Below are 22,501 nucleotides of genomic sequence, written 5' to 3'. Positions count from 1 at the left end.
GCTGTCTGTGATAGTTTTCTTTTTACAAGCCATAAAGTACTGTAAGTTTATCAAGATGCCGCTGTTTTTTGAATTTCTTTAACCTAGTTGCAAGGATTTGAAGTTAAGAATAAATAGCTAACCTATCGAGATTATTTATTGCAGGTATAAGATTGCGAACCAACGAACTAGAAATTAATCTCTAAGCCAGGGCAACCTTATGAGCAAAATACGTGCTGTGATTGTTGATCCCAATGTGCCGGGGCGTTTGGCACTGAGTGAAGTGACTGCACCAAAGCCTGCCCCAGATGAAGCTCTAGTGCGGGTAGCGGCAATTTCCCTCAATCGGGGAGAGATAAAACGTTCAACCACTGCTGAGGCTGGTTGGCAGCCTGGTTGGGACTTGGCAGGTGTAGTGGAAATCCCCGCCGCCGATGGATCGGGGCCTCCCCAAGGGGCGCGTGTAGTTGGCTTGCGCCGTGCTGGTGCTTGGGCAGAACTCGTGTCTGTTCCCACTAACGCCTTAGCAGTAGTGCCGTCATCGGTATCTTTTGCTCAAGCCGCCACACTTCCTGTAGCAGGTTTAACTGCATACCATGCGGTGTTAAAAGGTGGTTCACTTTTGGGTCGGTCAGTTCTGGTTACAGGCGCATCAGGAGGCGTTGGTTACTTCGCTATTCAATTGGCACAACTGTCAGGAGCGCAAGTCGTGGCACATATTCGTCAAGCTGGCTATGAAACTCTAGTTAGAGACGCAGGGGCGCAATCGGTGGTGATTGGCGAAGACCTCTCACCTGCCAGCGAGTACGGGCCCTACGATCTAATTGTAGAGTCAGTGGGTGGCAAGACTTTGGGGGTAGCCCTTGGCTTACTGGCACAGGATGGGAAAACTGTGCTGTATGGAGTATCTGGGGGAGATGAAGTGACATTCAACGCGGCTCAATTTTTTGGGACTGGTAGCGTCAGCCTGTATGGTTTACGTCTGTTCGATGAATTGAGATTTGAATCAGCAGCAGTCGGTCTAAAACGGCTTTTGAGTCTAGTAGAAGCAGGTGAGTTACATCCTCACATTGATTTAGAAGCTTCTTGGACAGAAATAGCTGATGTTGCCCAACAACTACTCGATAGGCGTTTTCCTGGCAAAGCTGTGTTGCACATTTCAAATTGAGCGATCGCAGATGGTATGAGGGATAGTACTGATTTCTGGTTCAAACTAGATCGGCTTGTAGCCCTTAATAATCTCAAGATAGATCGCCCAAAAGGGACATCACATCCACGTTATCCATCTTTCGTTTATCCCCTGGATTATGGATATTTACAAGACACTCGCTCTGGAGATGGAGCCGATATTGATGTCTGGATAGGTAGCTTGTCTAATCAAACAGTAACTGCCGTCATTTGTAGTGTCGATCTGGAAAAGCGAGATACAGAAATCAAGATACTTCTAGGTTGTACATCTGAGGAAAGCCGAGTCATTTTGGATATCCACAATACAGGCTCTCAATCAGCAATATTATTGGTTTGCAATTAAATTACTTACATTTTTGTGAGGGTAAGTTTGTATGAGTTTAGAACTAAAACTATCAGGTAAAACAGCGATCGTTACAGGAGGAAGCGCGGGCATTGGTTTAGCTACTGCCAAAGCACTTTATAGTGAGGGGGTGAATGTTGCGATCGCAGCCCGCAATCAAGAAAGACTAGAAAATGCAGTAGCTGCCATCCAGTCTTTACCAACTTCTGGCGCTAAAGTTATTGCCATTAGTGCTGATTTAACGAAAGCAGAAGATGTTGAGAAAGTTGTCTCCACAACATTAGCCCAATTTAATCAGATTGATATCTTGATTAACAATGCCGGATCAGCCCGTGCTGGGTCTTTCCTAGAATCCACTGATGATTTATTTTTGGATGCTTGGAACTTAAAATTATTGGGCTATATCCGCTTAGTTAGAGCCGTCGTTCCCCATCAAAAAAGTCGCGGTGATGGGCGGATTGTCAATATAGTTGGTGGTGCAGGACGCACACCTCGCCCTAACTTCCTAGCTGGCGGTACAAGTAATGCTGCTTTGCTGAACTTCACAAAAGGCATTTCTAAAGAGCTAGCCGAGTACAAGATTCGCATTAACGCTATCTCCCCTGGTGCTACAGCTACTGAGCGTGCCGAGACTTTAGCTCGGCAAAATGCCCAAGCGCAAGGCATCACTGTTGAGCAAGTAAAGGCACAAAATATCCAAAGTATTCCTTTAAAAAGAATCGCCCAGCCAGAAGAAATTGCCGCGCTGGCGCTATTTTTGGTGTCCGATCTAGCTGCATCGATTACAGGAACAGAGATTATCGTTGATGGCGGATCTACCCCTGGTGTTTAGCAGACGCGACGAATCAGACGCGATGAATCAGAATCAGACGCGATGAATCGCGTCTCTACAATTTGTCAAAAGATAAACTTCTTGGAGATAAAAAACATGGGTTCTCAATACTTTGATATCAAACCAGTTGCAGGACGTATCGGTGCTGAAATTATTGGTGTTAATCTGAGTTCTAATCTCAGTGATGACATCATCAGCGATATTCGCAAGACTTTAGTCAAATACAAAGTGATATTTTTCCGCGGTCAGCAACAGCTTGATGCTGATGGACAAGTCGCCTTCGCTCGTCGTTTCGGTGAACTCACTACAGCCCACCCTACCGTACCATCGCTGCCAGAAAATCCAGAAGTCTTAGACCTGAATTATGGTCGTACTACTTCCCGCGCCAATAGCTGGCATACAGATGTAACATTTGTAGACCGTCCTCCTCTCGGTTCTATCTTACGAGCGCTTGATATTCCGCCAACTGGTGGCGATACAATCTGGGCAAACTCAGTAACTGCTTACCAAGATTTACCTATCCATCTGCGTAATCTCGCAGACCAACTTTGGGCAGTACATAGCAACAAATACGACTATGCAACTGCATTTGACTTACCTGAAGATGTCAAGGCTTATCGGGCTGTCTTCACCTCGACTGTGTACGAGACTCTGCACCCAGTTGTACGCGTCCATCCCGAATCTGGGGAGCGTGGGCTATTCATCGGCGGATTTGTGCGCCAGTTCCGTGGCTTATCAACAACTGAATCAGATGATATTCTCCGGCTGTTACAAGCGTATGTAACACGTCCTGAGAACACAGTCCGGTGGCGTTGGCAAGTTGGTGACGTAGCTTTTTGGGACAATCGGGCTACTCAACATTATGCGATCGCAGATTATGGCGACCAGCCCCGCCACGTTCAACGAGTCACAATTGTCGGCGACCTCCCAGTGGGCATCGATGGTAAACAAAGTGAGGCTATCAAGGGAGATGCTTCTCAGTACAACCGACGTGAGGCCGTGACTGCGTAATATTTGGGCATTGGGCATTGGGCATTGGGCATGGGGCATGGGGAATAGGAGAGAGATCAGTCTTTGATACTTGTGAACGAGTGTTTAATACTCGTGAATGAGTCTTTAAGCTTCATTAATGAGTCTTTGAACTCCATTAATGAGTCTTTGAGCTTCATTAATGAGTCTTTGAGCTTCATTAATGAGTCTTTGAGCTTCATTAATGAGCCTTTGAACTCCATTAATGAGTCTTTGAGCTTCATTAATGAGCCTTTGAACTCCATTAATGAGCCTTTGAACTCCATTAATGAGCTTTTGAGCTTCATTAATGAGCCTTTGAACTCCACTTCCCTGTCCCCTCTCCTTTGCTGGCTTAACTTTCTGCTGACTAATGACGATCGCGCTTTTTTATGAAACTCTTCTATACACCTAACTCACCTTATGCACGCATTGCACGGGTAGCAACACTAGAACTGAATCTGTGCGATCGGATCGAAACGCAAAAAGTTATTGCACGAGATCCGAACAGCGATCTATTGAATTACAACCCTACAGGTAAAGTTCCAACTTTAGCGACTGATGACGGATTTATCTTGAGTGAAACACGTATAATATGCGTCTATCTTAATCACTTAAATCCTGAGATCAAACTAGTTGCTGACATTTCTAATGGCTTTTTACAGCAACTTGAAGGTATGACTGGTGGGTTTATAGATGGCATTGCTGTTTGGGTAAGGGAGTTAAGGCGTATCCACAGCGAGCAGTCTCCTGGGGTAATCGAGTTTGAGTCTACGCGAGCGTTGAGAATTTTGGAGTACTTCGAGAAGATATCAGATAAACTCGACCAAACTCCTAAACTTGCTCATATAACTCTCGCCTCTGCACTTGGACTAGAAATCCGCCTTCCCGATCTGCAATGGCGGCAAAAATATCCAAAACTTGCCCATTGGTACAATGAATTCTCTAAACGGCCTTCCATCCAAGCAACAAGACCAGAGTCTTAATAACTAACATTTTCTTATTCCAAACAAGAGAACGAAAAAAGCATAAGTACGCCTTCGCAAATAGAAATATGAGTACGAAAAAACAACTTAAACTCGGAGCATTTTTACCCGGTAGTGGTCATCACGTCGCAGCATGGCGGCATCCCAATACCCCGGCTGATGGAGGTCTAAACTTCCAGCATTACAAGCAGCTAGCACAAACGGCTGAACGAGGCAAATTTGATATGCTTTTCCTCGCAGATGGTTTAGCCGTCTGGGATCGAGGGCAAGGGGCTGAGGCTTTTAGCCGTTCGGGACAATTCAGTGTCCACTTTGAACCTTTAACCTTATTATCGGCTCTGTCTGCGGTGACAGAAAATATCGGATTGGTGGCGACATCATCAACGACTTATGATGAACCTTATCATCTCGCCCGCAAGTTTGCCTCGTTAGATTATCTCAGCGGTGGTCGTGCCGGATGGAATCTTGTAACCTCTGCTGCTGAAGCCGCAGCGCAGAATTTCAGCCAAGAAAACCACCTAGAACACTCGCTGCGCTATGAACGGGCGAAGGAATTTGTGGATGTTGTCACCAAACTTTGGGACAGTTGGGAAGATGATGCTTTTCTCCACGATAAGGAGTCAGGTATTTACTTTGATGCAGAAAAGCTGCATATTCCCCACCACAAGGGTAAATATTTCTCGGTGCGCGGCCCGCTCAATGTGGCGCGTCCACCGCAGGGATATCCAGTAATCGTACAAGCTGGATCTTCCGAGCCTGGACAGGATTTGGCTGCCCAAACAGCAGAGGTGATTTTCACTGCACAACAGACATTGGCAGAAGCTCAAGCCTTCTACACCAGCGTCAAGGGGAGATTGGCTAAATACGGACGTTCCCCTGACCATCTTAAAATTATGCCAGGGGTATTCCCGGTAATTGGTAAGACTGAACAGGAAGCTAAGGATAAATATGAACAACTTCAGGAGTTGATCCATCCCTTGGTCGGATTAGGGCTACTTTCTGGGCTAGTGGGCGGCCATGATTTGTCCAAATATCCCCTAGATGGGCCGCTGCCGGATCTGCCAGATACCAACGGTGGCAAAAGCCGCTTGCAACTGATTACCGATCTTGCCCGCAGAGAGAATTTAACAATTCGACAACTGTACTTGTGGATTGCAGGAGCGCGGGGACATCGAACGATTCTCGGAACACCAGAACATATTGCCGATCAGTTAGAAGATTGGTTCGTCAATGGTGGAGCTGATGGATTTAACATTATGCCACCCTGGCTGCCTGGGGGTTTAGAGGAATTCGTAGACTTGGTAATTCCCGAACTGCAACGCCGAGGAATATTTCGTACTGAGTATGAAGGCAGTACTTTACGCGAGAATCTTGGTTTGCCCCGTCCGGTGAACCAATTCACCACAAAAACTGCTCCTGAACCTGTAGGCGTTGGTTCCTTTGCATAGTTGTGATTAGACATCTTGCAAAAGTAACAAATACCAAGATGTTGGGAAAAGGTTAAAGGTTAAAGGGTAAGGGAAAATTCTATACCTTTACCCTTTAACCCTTACCCTTTTCCCCACAATGCCAAGAAGTGTTTTTGAAGCGACGGCTTTGATTTCCTCAAACTTCATCTGGTTTGTTATTCCAGTGGTTTTAACAATACAATCAAGTCGTCTCTAAGGAAACTTTTTATCGTGTTGGGCATCCTGACGGTTCTTCTATCCTCCTTTGTTTTGACGTTTCACAACGTTACAGTCCGAGTTTTGTTTTCAGAACATCTCGTACTAGGTTTATTTTTACTCGGTGGATACGTTAAACCGGATTTGCAGAATTCCTTCTTGCTAATGTTCATGCGAATGCTGCTGGTGGTTCCACTCATGGCATCTTTATCATTCAAGCTATATCCATCTGCTTGGACAGAACTTCAATACTTATTCACACGCAAGGGTAGGGATGTTCTAATCCAAGCTCTTGGCTGTGGAGTGCTGATGTTTGTGTATATTGCTGCACTCTACATTGCTATTGGCTTGATTCCCACAGGTATTGCCTTGACCCTATTTTTCACCTATCCCGTATTTACAGCGCTGCTGTCTTGGAAGTTTTTTGGCGATCGCCCCACATTATTCCGTTGGCTAGTAATGGCTATTATTCTGGTTGGAAGCGCTCTCACCATTCCCCAATCTTCTGCCACCTACAGTAGTCATACCATTGCGATCGGTATTTTCGCTAGTTTTGGCGCTGGGATCGTTTATGCCTTTTATTGCATCATTGCTCAAAAATGTTTAGAAAAATTCCATCCAATTCCCTTTACCTGGCTCAGTTTTGCCTGCACTCTACTGCTTTCTGGTGTTAGCTTACTGTTCTGGCCAGGTAAAAACGCCCAACTTGACTGGACACCCCTATGGATTGGTAGCATATTTTCCGGTCTGGTCAGCTTTCTCGGACATACTTTAAACAATGTGGGGATTCGGATGGTTGGCGCATCTACCGCCTCCATCATTGGTTCTAGCAGTCCAGCATTGACAGCGTTAGTTGCATGGATAACCATTAGCGAAACTTTAAACGTGATTCAGAGCGTCGGGATTGGTGTTGTCACATTGGGGATCGCCTTACTTAGTGCAGAAGGGTTTGTGAAATCGCTCAAATTTAGGGGTTAAATTGGAAATTGGGAATTGGACATGGGGAATTGGGCATGGGGTAATTTTATAATTTACGAATTACTAATTATTAATATCAAATATGCCTTTCTCCGCTATCCTTTTCGATCTCGACGGAACTTTAACAGATCCTAAACCTGGCATCACTGGTTGTATTCAGTATGCACTCTCTGAACTCGGTTACAAACCACCGAATGCTGATGAATTAAATTGGTGTATTGGCCCACCACTGAAAGATAGCTTTTCGCAATTACTCAATACCTTGGATGGCACAGTAATTGAACAGGCAATTTTGCTTTATCGTCGTCGCTTTGCGACAATTGGATTATTTGAAAACTCACTTTATCCCCAGATTATAGAAGTTTTAAAAGCAATTCGTTTTGCTGGTTATAAAACTTTTGTTGCTACTTCTAAACCATATATTTATGCTACGCAAATTATTAAATATTTTGGCTTATCATTGCTTTTTGATGGTGTTTATGGTAGCGAACTTGACGGAACTCGGAGCATAAAAGGTGACTTAATTCACCATATTTTATTAACAGAAAAACTTTTACCCTCTACTGTGGTGATGGTAGGCGATCGCTCACATGACATCATTGGAGCCAAGCGCCATCACATCGCCTCAATTGGTGTTACCTATGGCTATGGAACTGAGGAGGAATTAAAAGCTCATGGTGCTGACTTGATTGCCCATTCTCCAAGTGATATTCCTAAATTAATAATTCGTAAATAATGCCACCATCTTTAACACTTTTCCATAGCTTGCTGTTGTTTAGTACTGCTTTCATTGCAGGCGGATTAAACGCTGTAGCGGGTGGTGGAAGTTTTATCACATTTCCAACTCTCATCTTTACGGGTGTCGCGCCGATCGCAGCTAACGCCACCAATAATACTGCAATTTGGGTGGCTTCCCTAGCCAGTGCTGGAGCATATCGTCAAGATTTGGGCATCGAGCGGCGAGATTTTTTACTTTTATGTGGTGTCAGTTTATTTGGTGGCATGATTGGCTCCATCGCTTTGTTGTATACATCGCCTGATGTCTTTAAAAAGCTGATTCCCTATCTATTGCTGCTAGCAACAGTTGTGTTTACCTTTGGCGAATCGTTCAAAAAGTGGTTGCAGCGTCAAAACCAGAATACATCACCGGAATCTGTACCGTTGTTTAATTTGCTACTAGCTCAACTAGCGATCGCCATCTATGGCGGTTTCTTCGGCGCAGGTATAGGGATTTTAATGCTGGCAGCTCTAACGTTTTTAGGCATCAAAAGTATTCACAAAATGAATGCTTTTAAGACATTTTTAGGGAGTTGTATCAATGGTATTGCGATCGTTCCATTTATTTTTGCAGGTGTGATTGCTTGGCATCAAGCTATTTTGATGGCAGTCGGTGGCTCTCTTGGTGGTTACTTAAGTGCCCATTATGCTCGCCAACTTGAACCCCACTTAATTCGGAAATTTGTGATAATTGTTGCCTTTACGATGACTGCCTACTTTTTTATTCACGGTTAAGAACTGGGAACTACTCAGGAGTGATGTATGGAAGCATCAAACAAATCACAAGTCATGCTGCGTGCTTTCAGTTCTAGAAATTTTCGCCTGTACTACACAGGTCAGGCAATTTCTCTGATTGGTACGTCAATGACTCAAGTGGCTACTAGTTGGTTAGTATATCGCCTCACCGATTCCGCTTGGTTACTAGGTCTAGTGGGCTTTGCCAGCCAAATTCCCACACTTCTATTGATTCCTCTGGGTGGAATCATTGCCGATCGCTGGAATCGTCACCAAATTCTACTAATTGCCCAGATTCTGGGAATGCTTCAGTCTTTGGCTCTGACTTGGCTGGCCTTGAATGGTACTATTAACGTCTGGCAGATTGTACTTCTTGGTGTACTGCAAGGGATAATCAACGCCTTCGATATTCCCACCCGACAGGCATTTTTACCAGAAACGGTCAGTAAGGAAAATCTCGGTAATGCGACCGCCTTGTACTCCTCCCTTGTCAGCGTTTCACTTATGGTTGGGCCTGCGATCGCAGGTTTGTTAATTGCGGCAGTGGGATCGGGGCTTTGTTTTCTGCTCGATAGTATCAGTTACATCGCCGTAATTATTGCCCTTCTTGCAATGAACCTTGACCCCAAAAAAGCTGTTATTTCCACACGCAAACCTTTAGAAAATTTGAAAGCTAGTTTTAACTACGCCTTTGGATTTTTGCCAATTCGCTCAGTCTTGATTGGTTCGGCTTTAGCCTCCTGCGTGTGGGGATTTTATTTAGCTTTGGGGCCGATTTTTGCTAAGGAGATTTTACAGGGTGGCCCTAACACCTTTGGCTTTTTGATGACAGCTTCCAGTTTAGGAACCTTAGCAGGTGGTATCTATTTAACTAAGCATAGCAATGTACTGGAGTCAGGTAAAGTTCTAGCATTGGGCATAGGTTTTATGGGGATAAGCTTGATTGTCTTTGCCCTATCCCGTGTGTTCTGGCTTTCACTGCTCTCATTATTAGCAGCTGGTTTCGGCTTTATTTTGCAGATAATTGCCGGACGCACCTTGCTTCAACTGTTAGTGACTGATGAAAATCGCGGGCAAATTACAGGTCTTTACGTTATGGCATCTACAGGCGCATTTGCTATCGGCAACTTAATAGCTGGCGCACTAGCAAGTAAAATTGGTAGTAACAATACTGTCATCCTTGGTGCAAGTATTTATATTGCAGGCTCAATTTTTTTTATGCAGCAAATCTCCACCTTCCGCAATCTGCTTCGTCTAAATTTACGTACTGAAAGAGCTTAAAAGAAAAATAGCTTTGACTATTTAAAAGAGTGCATAATACCAAAAATTGTTAACAACAATGACTACTATAAATGACCCTGCTGTTGTCGCTGAAGTAACCGATTTGTACCTCAAGTATGAAGAAGCCCTTTCTAATAACAATTTGGAGGTGATGGATAGCTTGTTTTGGGATGCACCCGAAGTAGTGCGCTTTGGAATTACAGAAAACCTCTATGGCAGCGATGAAATTCGTAACTTTCGTCAGAATCGACCAAACCCAAAAATAGAGCGAGAAATCTCGAACCTCAAGGTTGTAACCTTTGGGAAAGATGCAGCAACAGTGACTTTAGAATTTCGCCGGATTATCAATGGTATAGAGCGTTTCGGGCGACAAAGCCAGACTTGGTACAGGTTTACCGAAGGCTGGAAGGTAGTTTCAGCCCATGTTTCATTATTGCCAGTATGAGTTTTAAAACTATGACTAGCATTACCGAAATTGCCCCAGATATCTATCGCATCTCAACCTATGACTCAAAAATAGATATGCAATTCATCCAGTTTTTAGTGAAGGATGAAGAACCATTATTATTTCATACGGGTCTAAAGGGGATGTTTCCACTAGTACATGATGCAGTGGCAAAGATTATTGATCCATCACAAATTCGCTGGATTAGCTTTAGCCATTTTGAAGCTGATGAATGTGGATCGCTAAATGAATGGCTGTCCATTGCGCCAAATGCTCAGACAGTTTGTAGCCCCATAGCAGCCTTTGTGAGCGTAGATGATTTTGCAATTCGTCCATCCAAAATTATGCAACACGCTGAAGTTTTAAACACTGGTAAATATAGTTTTCAGTTTCACCATACACCACAAGTTCCTCACGGTTGGGATGCAGGATTATTCTTTGAAACTACTCATAAAACCTTGTTTTGCTCAGACCTTTTCCACCAGTTTGGAGATGTGGAAGCAATAACTGAGTCTGATGTGATTGAACGGTTTCGTCAAACAATTGTCAATTATGAAGCCAGTCCTTTTCCCAATTACATACCATATACAACACATACTGATCGCATTCTCCAGGAATTAGCAGATCTCAAGCCGCGTACACTGGCGACAATGCATGGTTCAACGTTTGTGGGAGATGGTGAACGTGCATTGCAAGATTTAGCAGTTGTGTTGCGAGAAGTTTTGCTCAAGAAGTAGACATGACAACCTATCCCATTGCCTCAAGTCCATCATTAGTGCAGCAGGCCGAATCTCTAGCTACACAACTTGAGTTTACCCAATCCTCACTCCCAGAAGTTGGTCGCCTGTTGCACGTCCTCACCAGCCACATCACACAGGGTCAAATTGGCGAGATTGGGAGCGGGTGTGGGGTTGGTGCAGCATGGATTGTAAGTGCATTACAGCCAAATACTACATTGATTACTATTGAAAGCGATCGCCAGCTTGCCAAACTTGTGCAACAGCTATTTGCAGATAAGTCTAATGTCCGCGCAGTTCAAGGCGACTGGCGCGATTTGCTCACCTATGCTCCCTTTGATTTGTTATTTGCCGATGGCGGAAAGGCAAAACTTACAGAACCTCAGACATTAATCACAGCACTCAAACCTGGAGGCTTCATCTTATTAGACGATCTCACACCCGAAGAATACTGGCCACCAGAATGGCACGGACGCACAGATCCAATCAGGGAATTTTGGCTCAAAGAGCCTCGGATTGCTGCCACAGAAATCCGCGTGACAGCCAAAAGTGCAGTAATTTTAGCAACGCGCATTCAATGAAATAATTAAGGATAAAAGATAAATGACTGCAACCATTTCATTCGATCGCGTTTCTGATATCTACGATGCAACGCGGGGACTATCACCTGAGATTTCCGAGCAAATCACTGATTTTATCCTCAATCTAGTTTCAGCAACAACAGAAACCAAATTCTATGAAACAGGTATCGGCACTGGTAGAATTGCTGTCCCGATCGCAAAAAGAGGCTATTCCTACACTGGTGTAGATATCTCTGAAAAAATGTTAGCTGAACTGCACCAAAAGCTAGAAGGTGTGTCTCATCAACTAACAGCAATTAAGGGAGATGCAACTTCTCTACCATTTGCTGACAATTCTTTTGATGTGGCGTTGACAGTTCATGTGTTTCACCTGGTTCCTGCTTGGAAGCAAGCACTAGCAGAAATTCGTCGAGTCCTTAAACCGGGAGGAATTTATCTCTACACTCACGGTAATATGAATTTCAGCAAAGTTAATGAAGATATCAATCAGGGTAGGTTTGATTTTCAGCAACATTGGCAAGATATCATTGCTAGCTATAGTTACCCTTTACTCCGCTATGGTGCAATAGAAGAAGAAGTTTTAACAGAGTTGCGCGAACAAGGAGCAAATTTAGAAACAGTTGTTGCAGCCAAATGGCAGCCTGAAGTAACTGTGGGCAAATTGCTTGAATATCATAGAAAAAAAGTTAATAGTCATACCTGGCACATCCCGGATGATATCTTTGCCCGTGCAATTCAAGATTTGGAAGAGTGGGCTTTGCAACACTACGGGTCTTTCGACTACGATTTGTCTGGTGAAAGGAGGTTCAAGATTGTGGTAGTACGCAACTGGGCTTAATTGCGATAAAAAAATTTGTAGTAAGGACTTTAGTCGTTGTCTTATAGCAATTTTCAGGTATTTAGACCGCGATCGCGCGGGGATTAGTCTAGTTCAATTACTTGAAAAGCCCTATAAGCACTGAAGTCCTTACTACGTACCAGGCAAAGATAAACTGGACAATGGCTAAAGGAGGATTCACTAATGATATTGGAAACTCAACGCCTATTCCTGCGGGAAATGACGCTTTCTGACCTCGACGCGCTACTGCTTGTCCTCGGCGATGCAGAATCAATGCGCTACTACCCAAAACCCTTTGACCGCGAGATGGTGCAAAAGTGGATCGATCGGCATCGCCGCAACTACGAACAGCACGGCCACGGCTTATGGGCGATGGTTCTTAAAGCAACGGGCGAGGTAATTGGCGACTGCGGACTGGTTTGGCAAGAGGTCGAGGGACATCAAGAACTCGAAATTGGCTATCATGTCCGCCGCGACCAACAAATGCAGGGTTACGCCACCGAAGCTGCGTATGCTTGCCAAGACTACGCCTTTAACGTGCTGGGTTGCGATCGCGTTATCTCCCTGATTCGCCCAGAAAACATTCCTTCTCGTCGTGTAGCTGAAAAGAACGGACTCAAGGTCGTTCAGGAGATACTCTGGCGCGACATACCGCACTATATATATGCTGTGCAGCGCTCAGAAAGTAAACTTCTTACAACAAGCAATTTTAGAAGCAGAGAAGTTTAATAATCCGTGTACCAACGTTGAAGTTGCTCACCGGAAACATAGTTATACCAATTTGAAAAAAGAATGCGACAAATAGACCATTTGTAGAGACGCGATTCATCGCGTCTTTACCCAAGGATGTGTTGCAACCATTAATTGAATTGGTATTAGCCATTGCATCAACATTAGAGCGAAAGTATTTGGTCATAGGTCATAGGGCATTTACTTCTTATCCGAATTTCGTTAGCGGTAGCGGGACATTTAGTCTGTGCTGAGTAAAGAAGTGAGATTCCAATACAGTTCGGTTAAAGGGTAAAGGGAAAAGGTATTGGTTTTGAATACATCAAACCTCTTGGCAAAAGTGCTTTTTGCACTCTCGTAGGAAAAAGTTTTGGTTAAAGGGGAAGGGAAAATACAAAACCTTTACCCTTTCCCCCTTTCCCTTTTCCCGACAAATGCCAAGAAGTCTATCCTTTACCCAATACCTCCAAACCCATTCCCCACTCAGCACTCCTGATAATTGGGTTGTCTCGTTCCAGCAAAGACTAGGAACGAGATTTGAAAAGGATGAAGTGTTAGGTTGTAGAGCGAACTTTTGGTTGGCTATGCTTCAAAATATCAGGTGCATTTAATTTTTTGAGTATAAAATCTAGCTGCTAAAAGAGCCGCACCTGCTACTAAAGTTGCTAGTACACTATTAGGTTCAGGGACGGCAGCAACTTGAGCATCAATTCGTGCAGTTCCAGCAAACAAACCGGTCAATTTAGAGTCGCCTAATATATTAGCAAACTCTGGAGAAACCAACAATTTCACATCAGGGATAGTTAAATTTTGGCCATCAAATGCTACAAGTCCCGGAGCGCTCAAGTCAAATAAAATTGTATTTAAAGAAAATGTGTCTCTTAAAACAAGTCCGCTGGCACCTGTGACAGTACGTCCTGGAGCAAAACCGATTGAAAAGTCACCAACAGTAATTTGATTGTTGAATGTAACAGTACCAGTATGCTCGATTGTACCTGAGAGTGGAGTAAAACCGCCCTCGTCACTGAACGTGAAGTTAGTAAGTGAGTCAATATTGAAGCCAACTAAATAATTGCTAGGAATTGGTGCAACTGTCTGATTAGTACCTGTCAAGTTTAGCCCAATACTACTAAGAATCTTCTCGTGATCGCGATCGATGCTGGTGACTCCAGATATCACTTTAAAAGTTGCAGCTTCTACCTGTATGGGTGCTACTGAGATGAAAGCTGCTGTAGTACAACCAACAATCCCTAAAAACTGAAAGAAACGCATATATATCTCTGATGATCTTCATATTTATTTTAAGTAAAAAAATCTCTTTTTTTAATCTATAAAGTCAGAATTTACTATATAAAATATTTGCAAAGCTTAAGTTTATCTAAATATACAGCTAATAACAAAGTTTAAACCATCCAGTTACAAATACAATGTTAAGGAAGGAGGTACAAATAAAAATCACTATTCATAATGAGGCGTAAAGTATAAGGTATAAGGTATTAAACATAGAACATGAAAAAAATATAGTTACGTTTAATTATATCTAATGCCAATTATTTAGGAGCCAATTTCAAAATCCCTCTCCCAAATTTGGGAGAGGGATTTAAGGTGAAAGCTCATTGATTCATGCAATAAGTCTAATTAGGTATTTGCAGCCTCTAGCATAGAACTAGAAAAAGCTGATCTATTCTCGCTGATTTACTTTTTAGTTCACAGACTTGTTCTAATCCACCAACTTACTTTCTCCAAATTATGATCTATTTCCTGCCAAAAGCTGCCTGAACAGTCTACTTCTTTTGTTACTGCGAGTATTTTATCTATACTGTCGAAGTTTTTTTGAATCAATTGCTTATCTAGTTTAGGAATATCTAATTTCAGATATTTCAAACGGTTGGGTAACTCTACTTGCTCTTGTGTCGGCAAGTGGGGAATCTGAGTAACTTGTTCTAAAATTTTGTCTATTGATGTAATAACTTCTTGCAGACTCGGCTTTTTAGTTTGTAATTGTAAATCTTTTTCTTCAAAGGCTTCTTCTTGATTACCTAACTTTACTAATACTATTTTTACAAAGAAAATGTTGTAATCTACCTTGCTAACTTCACCCACTTGCTGATGATATTTTCCATTTTTATTTATAACTACTATGTCACCTTTCTCAATTCTATTGTTCATAATTTATATAGCCTTGTAATTAAATTACTAAATAATCTCCTCTACAGAAAATACTACTCTAAAGCCACAAACCCTTAGTCCACCGTCTGACTCATTCCAGCTACGGCTAGCACTGCGACACAGTTCTGGACTGAAACTCCAAGAACCACCGCGTAGCACCCGACGATTTAGATCGCCGCCAACTTCCCAAGCTGTTCCATCTACGGGTGCGTCATTGTAATTGTTATGCCACGAGTCAGCACACCATTCCCAAACTAGCCCGTGCATATCGTACAATCCAAAGGCGTTGGCGACTTCAAAACTACCGACGTTTGTTGTTTCTTTACGGAATTTGCTTTTTGGTTCTATAGTGCAACTGACTAACTCAGAGGTAATCGTTTCGCCAAAATGGAATGAGGTTGTAGTTCCAGCACGACAAGCATATTCCCATTCAGCCTCACTCGGTAAACGATAGTCGCGTCCAGTTTTTTCTGATAGCCTGAGACAGAATTCTATAGCCTCATACCAAGATACATTTTCTACTGGTCTATCTAAACCTTTGAATTTCGATGGATGGGGATTTAAAGCTTGTTTGACTTTAGGTAAAGCTGCTACTACTCTCCACTGTGCTTGAGTTACAGGAAATTTACCCATAAAAAATGGTTCGACGGTAACTTTATGTCGAGGACGTTCGTCAGCATCTCCTTCAAATTCTGGCGAACCCATCATGTAAGTACCACCAGGAATCGATACCATTTCTAATGTGACAGACTTACCTAATTCTTCAGCAAAGAAGTTGGCATTACAGTTCATGCGGTTGACTTCTCTACCACCTGTGTCTAATGTCACTACGTCAAATTCAAAGGTTTCTAATGGGGGTAATGGTACGATTACTTTTTGTGGTGGTAGCGGTAATATAGGTTGAGGCATCGAAACAATTTTTAAAGCAACAGGTTCAATGTTCGATGTGGCAAACTTCAAATCGTTGATAACTTCTACTGCTGTTTGATACCTTTCGCTTGGTAAATGTTTGAGTAATTTATCTAAAATTTTCCCTAATTCGTCACTGATAGTAATACCTTTTTCTTGTAAACGTTCGCGCCACAACCATTTAGCGCTCATGGCATCATAAATAGGGTCATTAATCTGTCCAGAAGCATCCTGCAAAGGCAAACATTGAGTTAAAAGACGCACACAAGTTACACCCAAAGCATACAAATCACTGCCGTGACAAGCAAATCCAGCCATTTGTTCTGTTGGGGCATAGCCAAGGGTATAAATTACCGTAGCTTGTCTTCCGATACTGGTTTGTGTTACCTGTTTAGCACCGCCAAAGTCAATTAAAACGGGTTTTTCATCACTTGCACGGCGGATGATATTTTCTGGTTTAATATCTCGATGAATGACGTTATGCGTATGAATGAATTCCAGAACTGGCAATAAATCAGCTAAAAGTTTCCAAATTTGTTGTTCGCCATAAATTTGTTGCTGAACTTCTTGTAAGAGAGTTTTTCCTTGAATAAATTCTTGTACGAGATACAAACTAGTACCTTGTTCAAAATAAGCTAGTAATCTAGGAATTTGGGTATGATTTTCTCCTAGTTCATACAACCGAAAAGCCTCTTCTTTAAAAAATTCTGCGGCTTTAGTGCGTTGTCCTGTTCCCTGAAATTGTGGGAAAAATTGCTTGATAACACAAGGGGCGTTTAGTCTGTCTACATCTTCTGTAGAATATGTTCTACTAAATCCACCTTCACCTAATAGTCTTAATACGCGGTAACGGTTTCTGAGAAGTTTACCAAAGTTGCTTTGTCCGCAACTCACGCAAAATCTATTGCTATCAGAGTTGAATGGATTTGAGCAATTGGGATTTTGGCAGATTTGCATAATGAGGGGGAAATAGCATCTTCTCCAAAGTTAGCCCCAATATTATCTAATTGAAAACAGTTATGTAGAGAAGCGAACACGGAAGTTTATTCATGTGTTTAAAACTATCTTTCACACGAGGGCATAAGGATGAATAAATTATGTTTATTTATACCAATTAAATTAATGATTGCAACATATACTTGGGTTAAGATGCGATGAATCGCGTCTCTACAAATGTTATATTTGTCGCATTCTTTTTTACAATTGGTATTACTTATTTATACTATGACGTTGTGTTAGCAGAAAGTACGGCATATTGCCATAATATTCAGGCGCTAGGCTTGCCGTAATGCGCTTGATATTTTAATATAGCTGTTGTTCGCTATCCAAAAAAGTTCATCAAGAACCAAATTCCCCATAACTTTTATTGCCAATTGCGACTCTTATTTAAAAGTTTTATTTTCTCCAGAAGCGCGAATTAATTCAGCTACAAGGGCAACGATCGCAGATACTAAAATTAACATTACACTCAGAGCATTAATATCAGGTTTAACTCCGGTTCTAATGCGGCTAAAAATTTCCATTGGCAGGGTGTTAGAACCGCTACCAGCAGTAAAACTAGCAATCAGAAAATCATCTAAGCTAAGAACAAAAGCTAAAAGACAACCAGCGATAATCCCAGGCATTAATTGAGGTAGCAATACTTTGATGAAAGCTTGGGTTGGTGTCGCGCCTAAATCTAGTGCCGCTTCTTCTAAGTGCGGATCTAAATTAGTCAGCCGGGAAGCAACCACAAGTCCGACATAAGCCAGACAAAACACCACATGGGCTGCAACTATCGTCCACAAACTCAAAGGTATTGCAAAGGCTGCTAGACATACTAGGGTAGCCACTGCGATCGCAATATCGGGAATAATCAATGGTAGATAAGCAATACCCCGATACAATTTCTTACCAGGAAATTCGTAACGTGCCAACCCAACCGCCATCAAGGTTCCCAGCACTGCGGAAATTGCCACAGCACAACCTGCAACTATCATACTGTTTTGCAAAGCCGATAAGATGCGATCGTCACTGAACAACTTGCGATACCAATCGAGAGTGAATCCTTGCCAAGTTGCACTGTAAGGCGATTTATTGAAGCTATAAAAGCCAAGTACCAGTATAGGCAGGTACATGAACACAAATATCAGCAGTGAGAAAACCGCTTGCCATGAGACACGCGGTTTTTTGATAGATGAAGAGATATTCACGTTTATATATGATTTTTCTTAGATAGCAATACAAAATATCATATTTTATGTAATAAGTCAATGATTTAACTATCTTTTCTCCTTTTTGACTAGTAGAGAATCCAATAGCATCTCAATTAATCAGATAAATTGCTCTGAGCAACAGGTTATAAAGTAAGTAAACTTTCGTCCTAGACATCTGGTGAAAAAGACACGTAGCACTGCTATGTTTCTATAACGGTTCTGGATAACGCATATTTAATTTGTGAAGATGTCTAATAGTTAATTGCTACCTTTAAGAACTTGGATAGAACTTATAAGAAAAATTGCCGCTTCTGATTTCAAGCTACCGACTTTACCTTTAGGTGGCTACAGATGATTATTGAGAGTACGGAAAGCCGCCCAAAGAGTATCTACATGAATTATTTTTTAATTAATATTTGTAAATCAGATAATTCATAGCTAATAGCCGACTTTTTCTGCCTATTATCAGCATTTAACTTGATTTTTGACGATTTTAGGAAATTCTTGGCTGTAAAAAAGTCTATATTTAAAATTGCACCAAATCATCAAAAAACAATAAGCTAGAGTGTATTTACCTCTTAAGGAGTGGGTAATTTCCGTACTAAGATAGATGAAAAATATAGAAATAGCAGCATAAGATTTAAAAGGAATTGTTAAGAAGTTAGTATCTGAAGCTACTTTATTCATGCGAAGTGAATCAATTACAAGCACTAAAATAACAGAAATAAAAAACTTCTAATTCAAGTTTGATTTTTTAGGAGGTTTATGATGCGAATTGCTCAATTAGCTCCACTGTGGGAAAGAGTTCCACCTCCAGCTTATGGTGGTATAGAGTTAGTAGTAGGGTTACTAACTGATGAATTAGTCCGGCGCGGACACGAAGTAACTTTATTTGCATCGGGAGATTCGATTAGTCTGGCAAAACTAATTTCAGTTCATCCCCGCGCCCTCAGACTCGATCCTACTATCAAAGATTACGGCATTTACGAGATGCTAAATCTAGCTTCGGTGTATGAACGCGCAGAAGAGTTTGATATTATTCACTCCCATATCGGGTATGGGGCACTGCCTTATGCAAATCTAGTAAAAACTCCTACAGTTCACACGTTGCACGGTACTTTTACCCCTGATAACGAAAAGATGTTTAGTTTTGGGAAAAAACAACCCTACGTCAGTATTTCCAATTCACAACGAGAACCAAGATTAGGGTTGAACTGTATAGCGACGGTTTACAACGGGATTGATGTTAGCAGTTATAAGTTTCACTCCCAACCAGAAGATCCTCCTTACCTAGCATTTTTAGGTCGGATGTCTCCAGAAAAGGGAGTGCATTTAGCCATAGAAATTGCAAAACTTGCTGGTTGGCATTTAAAAATGGCGGGTAAGATAGATGTCGTTGATGTGGAATACTTTGAGAAGGAAATTAAACCACATATTGACGGAGAGCAAATTGAGTATTTGGGTGAAGCCAACCACGCTCAAAAAAATGCCCTGATGGGAGGTGCAGTAGCAACTCTGTTCCCCATCACTTGGCGGGAACCCTTTGGATTGGTGATGGTAGAGTCAATGGCTTCAGGTACGCCAGTGATTGCGATGAAGTTGGGGTCTACTGAAGAGGTAATTTCCCACGGTAAGACGGGTTTCCTCTGCAATAATATTCAAGAGTGCGTCAGTGCGATCGATCGCGTCGTAGAGTTAGACCGTTATGCCTGTCGTCGCTATGTCGAAAACTTTTTTAGCGTTAAGCACATGACTGATGGCTATGAGGCAGTTTATCAACAAATAATCGCAGAACGATTTTCTCAGAATGGGCATTTCCGCAGTTTAGTTGATTTAGCTAGCTAGCGATCGCATTTGTGTAATCTTAGATGTTTTTAACTAGTTAAAATACAGGACATCGTAGGGTAGCACATCTGTGCATCCCTACCAAGTTACGCGATCGCCCCATTTTTCTAAAGTTCTAGCACTCACTCCTGGAACTCTTTCTAAGTCTTGTAAAGATGTAAATTTTTGCTGTTGACGACTAATAATTATTCGCTGTGCTAACTTCTTACCCACGCCAGGGAGAGTTTCTAATTCTTCTAAATTTGCAGTGTTGATATTGACTTTTTGAATCGCTTGTAGCTCAGTTGATGAAGAAGTTTTTATCTGAGGACATCGTGTTTGTTCTAATTTGATTTTTTCTTGAATTGCTGGTGGCAAGCCTGGTTTAATTTTGGTATAAAGACGAGCAAATTCTCGCACATAATGAGCGGCAACTATCGGGTTTTCAATCACTACAAGCGTCTCGTCGTTACCATTATTGGCAGCATCTGACCAATTATGAGAACCCGTAATTACTGTTTGACTATCAATTACACCAAATTTATGATGCAATAAATCGCCTTTGGGTAATACAGGTACACCTACGGTAGTAATTGGATTTGACCAAGGATGATTGTCAATTTCATATTTACATTTGTTACTCAGAGCAACCCCCATCATATCTAAGGCTTCGCTGTAAGGACGATAAGCAAATTGGGGTTCAATTAAAGCGCGAATTTGCACATTTTCTTGATGGCGTTTTTCTAAAATATTGGCAAGAGGCTGTTCAGAAAAGACAAATAACGCCATATCAATAGATTTGGTTGCTGAATCTAAAGTTTTACCAATTAAACCATTACTACTGTTACTCCAAGGTTGACTTGGAGAAGTAGGCGAAAATTGCACAGTTATTTTGGTGTTACCCAAAGTTATTTTTTTAGGTAAACGTATCGGTTTTTTCAAACCAAATCGACTATCTGGTTGACCTCCCGGCCCATCACCCCACATAATGTTAAATTCTTCTGTAAATAAAGATGCTAATTCTGGGCTGTCAATCTGCAATAAGTTATTCGCATTGCCTAAACTGCTAGGATTTGTAAAATCACCAGAAGTATCAAAACAATAGCTCTTAAAAACAATTCTTTAAAGTAAACAACAACAATATTAATTATTATCCAATTCATTGTAGAATAATATCATCCAGCCTTTCTACAATGTAATTAATCTCTGATAAGTCGCGTGAAAGTTCAAAGAATACGTCTTCCTAACAGCGATCAGTTTAGTTGGTCAGTGTTAAGTGATGGTTACTTGCCTGTTCGACCAATTGAGCAGTTTATAAGTTATTTAGAAAGCATAGAGCGATCGCCGAATACGATCAGGTCTTACGCTTATCATCTCAAACTTTACTGGGAGTTTCTGAGAGACACTAGCAGGGATTGGACAAAAATTGGAATATCTGATTTAGCTGATTTCGTAAATTATTTGCGGAATCCCTTGCCTGGAATTACATCTCTGCAACAGCAACAATCTAGGCGCACTGAGGCGACTGTAAATGCGATCGTCACATCCGTTTGTATGCTTTATGATTATCAAGAGCGATTAGGCACAGTACAAAGTATTCCAATTTATGCTTCTCAGATGCAACCTGGAAGGCGGTACAAAGGCTTTCTGCACCACATTAATAAGAGCAAGCCAGTTAGAACTAAGCTGATTAAACTTAAAGAACCAAAGCGTATTCCTAAAACTCTAACGAATTCACAAGTAGGCAAGTTAATTAATGCTTGTAAACGAACTAGAGATAAGTTTTTAATCGCCTTGCTCTATGAAAGTGGAATGAGAATAGGACAAGCTTTGGGATTAAGGCACGAGGACATTCACTCTTGGGACAACCTAATTGTGATTGTTCCAAGAGTTGGGAATGTTAATGGTGCTAGAGCAAAAACTAGAGAAAGTTATAACATTCACATTTCCAAAGAGCTAATGGGGATGTATACCGATTATTTACTCAATGAATTTGACGAATGTGAAAGTGATTATGTTTTTGTAAATCTATGGGATGGTGTAATCGGACAACCGATGAAATACAACGCTATTGCTGATTTATTCCGTAGATTAAGTGACAAAACAGGAATCAGTGTACATTCTCATATTTTCAGGCATACCCATGCTACAGAGTTAATTCGCGAAGGATGGGACGCTGCTCACGTTCAAAAACGATTAGGACACGCACAAGTACAAACTGTCCTCAATACTTATACCCATTTAAGCAATGAGGATATGCAAGAAGCCTATAAAGATTACCTGAACAATCGCAAAAAATAAAA

The 22,501-nt window shown here is 41.8% G+C and carries 22 protein-coding genes and 1 pseudogene; 17 read left to right on the top strand and 6 right to left on the bottom strand.

Going from position 1 to position 22,501, the window contains the following annotated elements; all coding sequences use genetic code 11:
• The first annotated feature begins 199 nt into the window (after nucleotides 1–199).
• From V7K45_RS23340 to V7K45_RS23270, 15 genes are all read left to right on the top strand, one after another.
• The gene (locus V7K45_RS23340) at nucleotides 200–1,147 is read left to right on the top strand and encodes a zinc-binding dehydrogenase (RefSeq protein WP_335007348.1); all 948 of its coding nucleotides are present in this window, start codon (nucleotides 200–202) and stop codon (nucleotides 1,145–1,147) included.
• A gap of 15 nt (nucleotides 1,148–1,162) precedes the next feature.
• Nucleotides 1,163–1,510, top strand: coding sequence for a hypothetical protein (locus V7K45_RS23335; protein ID WP_335007347.1), 348 nt, complete (start codon nucleotides 1,163–1,165; stop codon nucleotides 1,508–1,510).
• 31 nt (nucleotides 1,511–1,541) lie between these two features.
• Nucleotides 1,542–2,342, top strand: a complete 801-nt coding sequence (locus tag V7K45_RS23330; protein ID WP_334899112.1) for an SDR family oxidoreductase — start codon at nucleotides 1,542–1,544, stop codon at nucleotides 2,340–2,342.
• A 96-nt stretch (nucleotides 2,343–2,438) separates the two neighbouring features.
• Nucleotides 2,439–3,353, top strand: coding sequence for a TauD/TfdA dioxygenase family protein (locus V7K45_RS23325; RefSeq protein WP_335007346.1), 915 nt, complete (start codon nucleotides 2,439–2,441; stop codon nucleotides 3,351–3,353).
• Nucleotides 3,354–3,742: 389 nt separating this feature from the next.
• Complete coding sequence (locus V7K45_RS23320; protein WP_335007345.1) at nucleotides 3,743–4,336, top strand: glutathione S-transferase family protein; 594 nt, start codon at nucleotides 3,743–3,745, stop codon at nucleotides 4,334–4,336.
• Between the two features lie 68 nt (nucleotides 4,337–4,404).
• A complete protein-coding gene (locus V7K45_RS23315; protein WP_335007344.1) occupies nucleotides 4,405–5,784 on the top strand; it encodes an LLM class flavin-dependent oxidoreductase in 1,380 nt (459 codons plus the stop codon).
• Nucleotides 5,785–6,015: 231 nt separating this feature from the next.
• Nucleotides 6,016–6,978, top strand: coding sequence for a DMT family transporter (locus V7K45_RS23310; protein WP_335007343.1), 963 nt, complete (start codon nucleotides 6,016–6,018; stop codon nucleotides 6,976–6,978).
• A gap of 82 nt (nucleotides 6,979–7,060) precedes the next feature.
• Nucleotides 7,061–7,714 carry an HAD family hydrolase gene (locus V7K45_RS23305; protein WP_335007342.1) on the top strand — a complete coding sequence of 218 codons (654 nt, stop codon included), beginning with the start codon at nucleotides 7,061–7,063 and terminating at the stop codon, nucleotides 7,712–7,714.
• Nucleotides 7,714–8,490 (top strand): sulfite exporter TauE/SafE family protein, encoded by a 777-nt coding sequence (locus V7K45_RS23300; RefSeq protein WP_335007341.1) that lies wholly within the window; start codon nucleotides 7,714–7,716, stop codon nucleotides 8,488–8,490. Before V7K45_RS23305 ends, V7K45_RS23300 begins: the two co-directional genes overlap by 1 nt.
• Nucleotides 8,491–8,517: 27 nt before the next feature.
• Nucleotides 8,518–9,771: an MFS transporter gene (locus V7K45_RS23295; RefSeq protein ID WP_335007340.1), complete on the top strand. Its 1,254-nt coding sequence runs from the start codon at nucleotides 8,518–8,520 to the stop codon at nucleotides 9,769–9,771.
• Nucleotides 9,772–9,829: 58 nt separating this feature from the next.
• On the top strand, nucleotides 9,830–10,216 hold the full coding sequence (gene hpxZ, locus V7K45_RS23290; protein ID WP_335007339.1) for an oxalurate catabolism protein HpxZ: 387 nt from the start codon (nucleotides 9,830–9,832) through the stop codon (nucleotides 10,214–10,216).
• 11 nt (nucleotides 10,217–10,227) lie between these two features.
• On the top strand, nucleotides 10,228–10,953 hold the full coding sequence (locus V7K45_RS23285; RefSeq protein ID WP_335007338.1) for a hypothetical protein: 726 nt from the start codon (nucleotides 10,228–10,230) through the stop codon (nucleotides 10,951–10,953).
• Nucleotides 10,954–10,955: 2 nt separating this feature from the next.
• The gene (locus V7K45_RS23280) at nucleotides 10,956–11,534 is read left to right on the top strand and encodes an O-methyltransferase (protein WP_335007337.1); all 579 of its coding nucleotides are present in this window, start codon (nucleotides 10,956–10,958) and stop codon (nucleotides 11,532–11,534) included.
• A gap of 22 nt (nucleotides 11,535–11,556) precedes the next feature.
• Nucleotides 11,557–12,372: a class I SAM-dependent methyltransferase gene (locus V7K45_RS23275; RefSeq protein ID WP_335007336.1), complete on the top strand. Its 816-nt coding sequence runs from the start codon at nucleotides 11,557–11,559 to the stop codon at nucleotides 12,370–12,372.
• 183 nt (nucleotides 12,373–12,555) lie between these two features.
• On the top strand, nucleotides 12,556–13,101 hold the full coding sequence (locus tag V7K45_RS23270) for a GNAT family N-acetyltransferase (RefSeq protein WP_335007335.1): 546 nt from the start codon (nucleotides 12,556–12,558) through the stop codon (nucleotides 13,099–13,101).
• Here V7K45_RS23270 and V7K45_RS23265 read toward each other — a convergent pair.
• The 5 genes from V7K45_RS23265 to V7K45_RS23245 all read right to left on the bottom strand — a co-directional run bounded on the left by V7K45_RS23265 (nucleotide 13,082) and on the right by V7K45_RS23245 (nucleotide 18,371).
• On the bottom strand, nucleotides 13,082–13,288 hold the full coding sequence (locus tag V7K45_RS23265; RefSeq protein WP_335007334.1) for a hypothetical protein: 207 nt from the start codon (nucleotides 13,286–13,288) through the stop codon (nucleotides 13,082–13,084). The two genes, V7K45_RS23270 and V7K45_RS23265, sit on opposite strands and share 20 nt — an antisense overlap.
• Before the next feature lie 410 nt (nucleotides 13,289–13,698).
• Complete coding sequence (locus V7K45_RS23260; protein ID WP_335007333.1) at nucleotides 13,699–14,373, bottom strand: hypothetical protein; 675 nt, start codon at nucleotides 14,371–14,373, stop codon at nucleotides 13,699–13,701.
• Nucleotides 14,374–14,808: 435 nt separating this feature from the next.
• Nucleotides 14,809–15,270, bottom strand: coding sequence for a hypothetical protein (locus V7K45_RS23255; protein ID WP_335007332.1), 462 nt, complete (start codon nucleotides 15,268–15,270; stop codon nucleotides 14,809–14,811).
• Nucleotides 15,271–15,297: 27 nt separating this feature from the next.
• Complete coding sequence (locus V7K45_RS23250; protein ID WP_335007331.1) at nucleotides 15,298–17,136, bottom strand: bifunctional serine/threonine-protein kinase/formylglycine-generating enzyme family protein; 1,839 nt, start codon at nucleotides 17,134–17,136, stop codon at nucleotides 15,298–15,300.
• Between the two features lie 425 nt (nucleotides 17,137–17,561).
• Nucleotides 17,562–18,371, bottom strand: coding sequence for an ABC transporter permease (locus tag V7K45_RS23245; protein ID WP_335007330.1), 810 nt, complete (start codon nucleotides 18,369–18,371; stop codon nucleotides 17,562–17,564).
• Between the two features lie 771 nt (nucleotides 18,372–19,142).
• On the opposite strand from V7K45_RS23245, the gene V7K45_RS23240 reads away from it, so the two are divergent.
• Nucleotides 19,143–20,219 carry a glycosyltransferase family 4 protein gene (locus V7K45_RS23240; protein ID WP_335007357.1) on the top strand — a complete coding sequence of 359 codons (1,077 nt, stop codon included), beginning with the start codon at nucleotides 19,143–19,145 and terminating at the stop codon, nucleotides 20,217–20,219.
• 78 nt (nucleotides 20,220–20,297) lie between these two features.
• Here V7K45_RS23240 and V7K45_RS23235 read toward each other — a convergent pair.
• Nucleotides 20,298–21,293: pseudogene (locus V7K45_RS23235) on the bottom strand (DUF655 domain-containing protein); the annotation flags it as partial.
• A gap of 123 nt (nucleotides 21,294–21,416) precedes the next feature.
• Between V7K45_RS23235 and V7K45_RS23230 the strand changes: the two are divergent.
• Nucleotides 21,417–22,499 (top strand): tyrosine-type recombinase/integrase, encoded by a 1,083-nt coding sequence (locus tag V7K45_RS23230; RefSeq protein ID WP_335007329.1) that lies wholly within the window; start codon nucleotides 21,417–21,419, stop codon nucleotides 22,497–22,499.
• Nucleotides 22,500–22,501: the final 2 nt, after the last annotated feature.

The sequence above is a fragment of the Nostoc sp. genome (assembly GCF_036917375.1).
GTDB lineage: Bacteria > Cyanobacteriota > Cyanobacteriia > Cyanobacteriales > Nostocaceae > Nostoc.
Note: the sequence above shows the minus strand (reverse complement) of the source record. Positions and strands in the feature narration are given on the sequence as shown.

What these genes read in the sequence shown, in the direction of transcription:
- hpxZ (WP_335007339.1), top strand. Translation starts at nt 9,830, where the DNA reads ATGACTACTATAAATGACCCTGCTGTTGTCGCTGAAGTAACCGATTTG.
- V7K45_RS23255 (WP_335007332.1), bottom strand. Translation starts at nt 15,270, where the DNA reads ATGAACAATAGAATTGAGAAAGGTGACATAGTAGTTATAAATAAAAAT.
- V7K45_RS23270 (WP_335007335.1), top strand. Translation starts at nt 12,556, where the DNA reads ATGATATTGGAAACTCAACGCCTATTCCTGCGGGAAATGACGCTTTCT.
- V7K45_RS23240 (WP_335007357.1), top strand. Translation starts at nt 19,143, where the DNA reads ATGCGAATTGCTCAATTAGCTCCACTGTGGGAAAGAGTTCCACCTCCA.
- V7K45_RS23330 (WP_334899112.1), top strand. Translation starts at nt 1,542, where the DNA reads ATGAGTTTAGAACTAAAACTATCAGGTAAAACAGCGATCGTTACAGGA.
- V7K45_RS23320 (WP_335007345.1), top strand. Translation starts at nt 3,743, where the DNA reads ATGAAACTCTTCTATACACCTAACTCACCTTATGCACGCATTGCACGG.
- V7K45_RS23300 (WP_335007341.1), top strand. Translation starts at nt 7,714, where the DNA reads ATGCCACCATCTTTAACACTTTTCCATAGCTTGCTGTTGTTTAGTACT.
- V7K45_RS23295 (WP_335007340.1), top strand. Translation starts at nt 8,518, where the DNA reads ATGGAAGCATCAAACAAATCACAAGTCATGCTGCGTGCTTTCAGTTCT.
- V7K45_RS23305 (WP_335007342.1), top strand. Translation starts at nt 7,061, where the DNA reads ATGCCTTTCTCCGCTATCCTTTTCGATCTCGACGGAACTTTAACAGAT.
- V7K45_RS23260 (WP_335007333.1), bottom strand. Translation starts at nt 14,373, where the DNA reads ATGCGTTTCTTTCAGTTTTTAGGGATTGTTGGTTGTACTACAGCAGCT.
- V7K45_RS23275 (WP_335007336.1), top strand. Translation starts at nt 11,557, where the DNA reads ATGACTGCAACCATTTCATTCGATCGCGTTTCTGATATCTACGATGCA.
- V7K45_RS23315 (WP_335007344.1), top strand. Translation starts at nt 4,405, where the DNA reads ATGAGTACGAAAAAACAACTTAAACTCGGAGCATTTTTACCCGGTAGT.
- V7K45_RS23265 (WP_335007334.1), bottom strand. Translation starts at nt 13,288, where the DNA reads ATGACCAAATACTTTCGCTCTAATGTTGATGCAATGGCTAATACCAAT.
- V7K45_RS23325 (WP_335007346.1), top strand. Translation starts at nt 2,439, where the DNA reads ATGGGTTCTCAATACTTTGATATCAAACCAGTTGCAGGACGTATCGGT.
- V7K45_RS23285 (WP_335007338.1), top strand. Translation starts at nt 10,228, where the DNA reads ATGACTAGCATTACCGAAATTGCCCCAGATATCTATCGCATCTCAACC.
- V7K45_RS23250 (WP_335007331.1), bottom strand. Translation starts at nt 17,136, where the DNA reads ATGCAAATCTGCCAAAATCCCAATTGCTCAAATCCATTCAACTCTGAT.
- V7K45_RS23280 (WP_335007337.1), top strand. Translation starts at nt 10,956, where the DNA reads ATGACAACCTATCCCATTGCCTCAAGTCCATCATTAGTGCAGCAGGCC.
- V7K45_RS23340 (WP_335007348.1), top strand. Translation starts at nt 200, where the DNA reads ATGAGCAAAATACGTGCTGTGATTGTTGATCCCAATGTGCCGGGGCGT.
- V7K45_RS23335 (WP_335007347.1), top strand. Translation starts at nt 1,163, where the DNA reads ATGAGGGATAGTACTGATTTCTGGTTCAAACTAGATCGGCTTGTAGCC.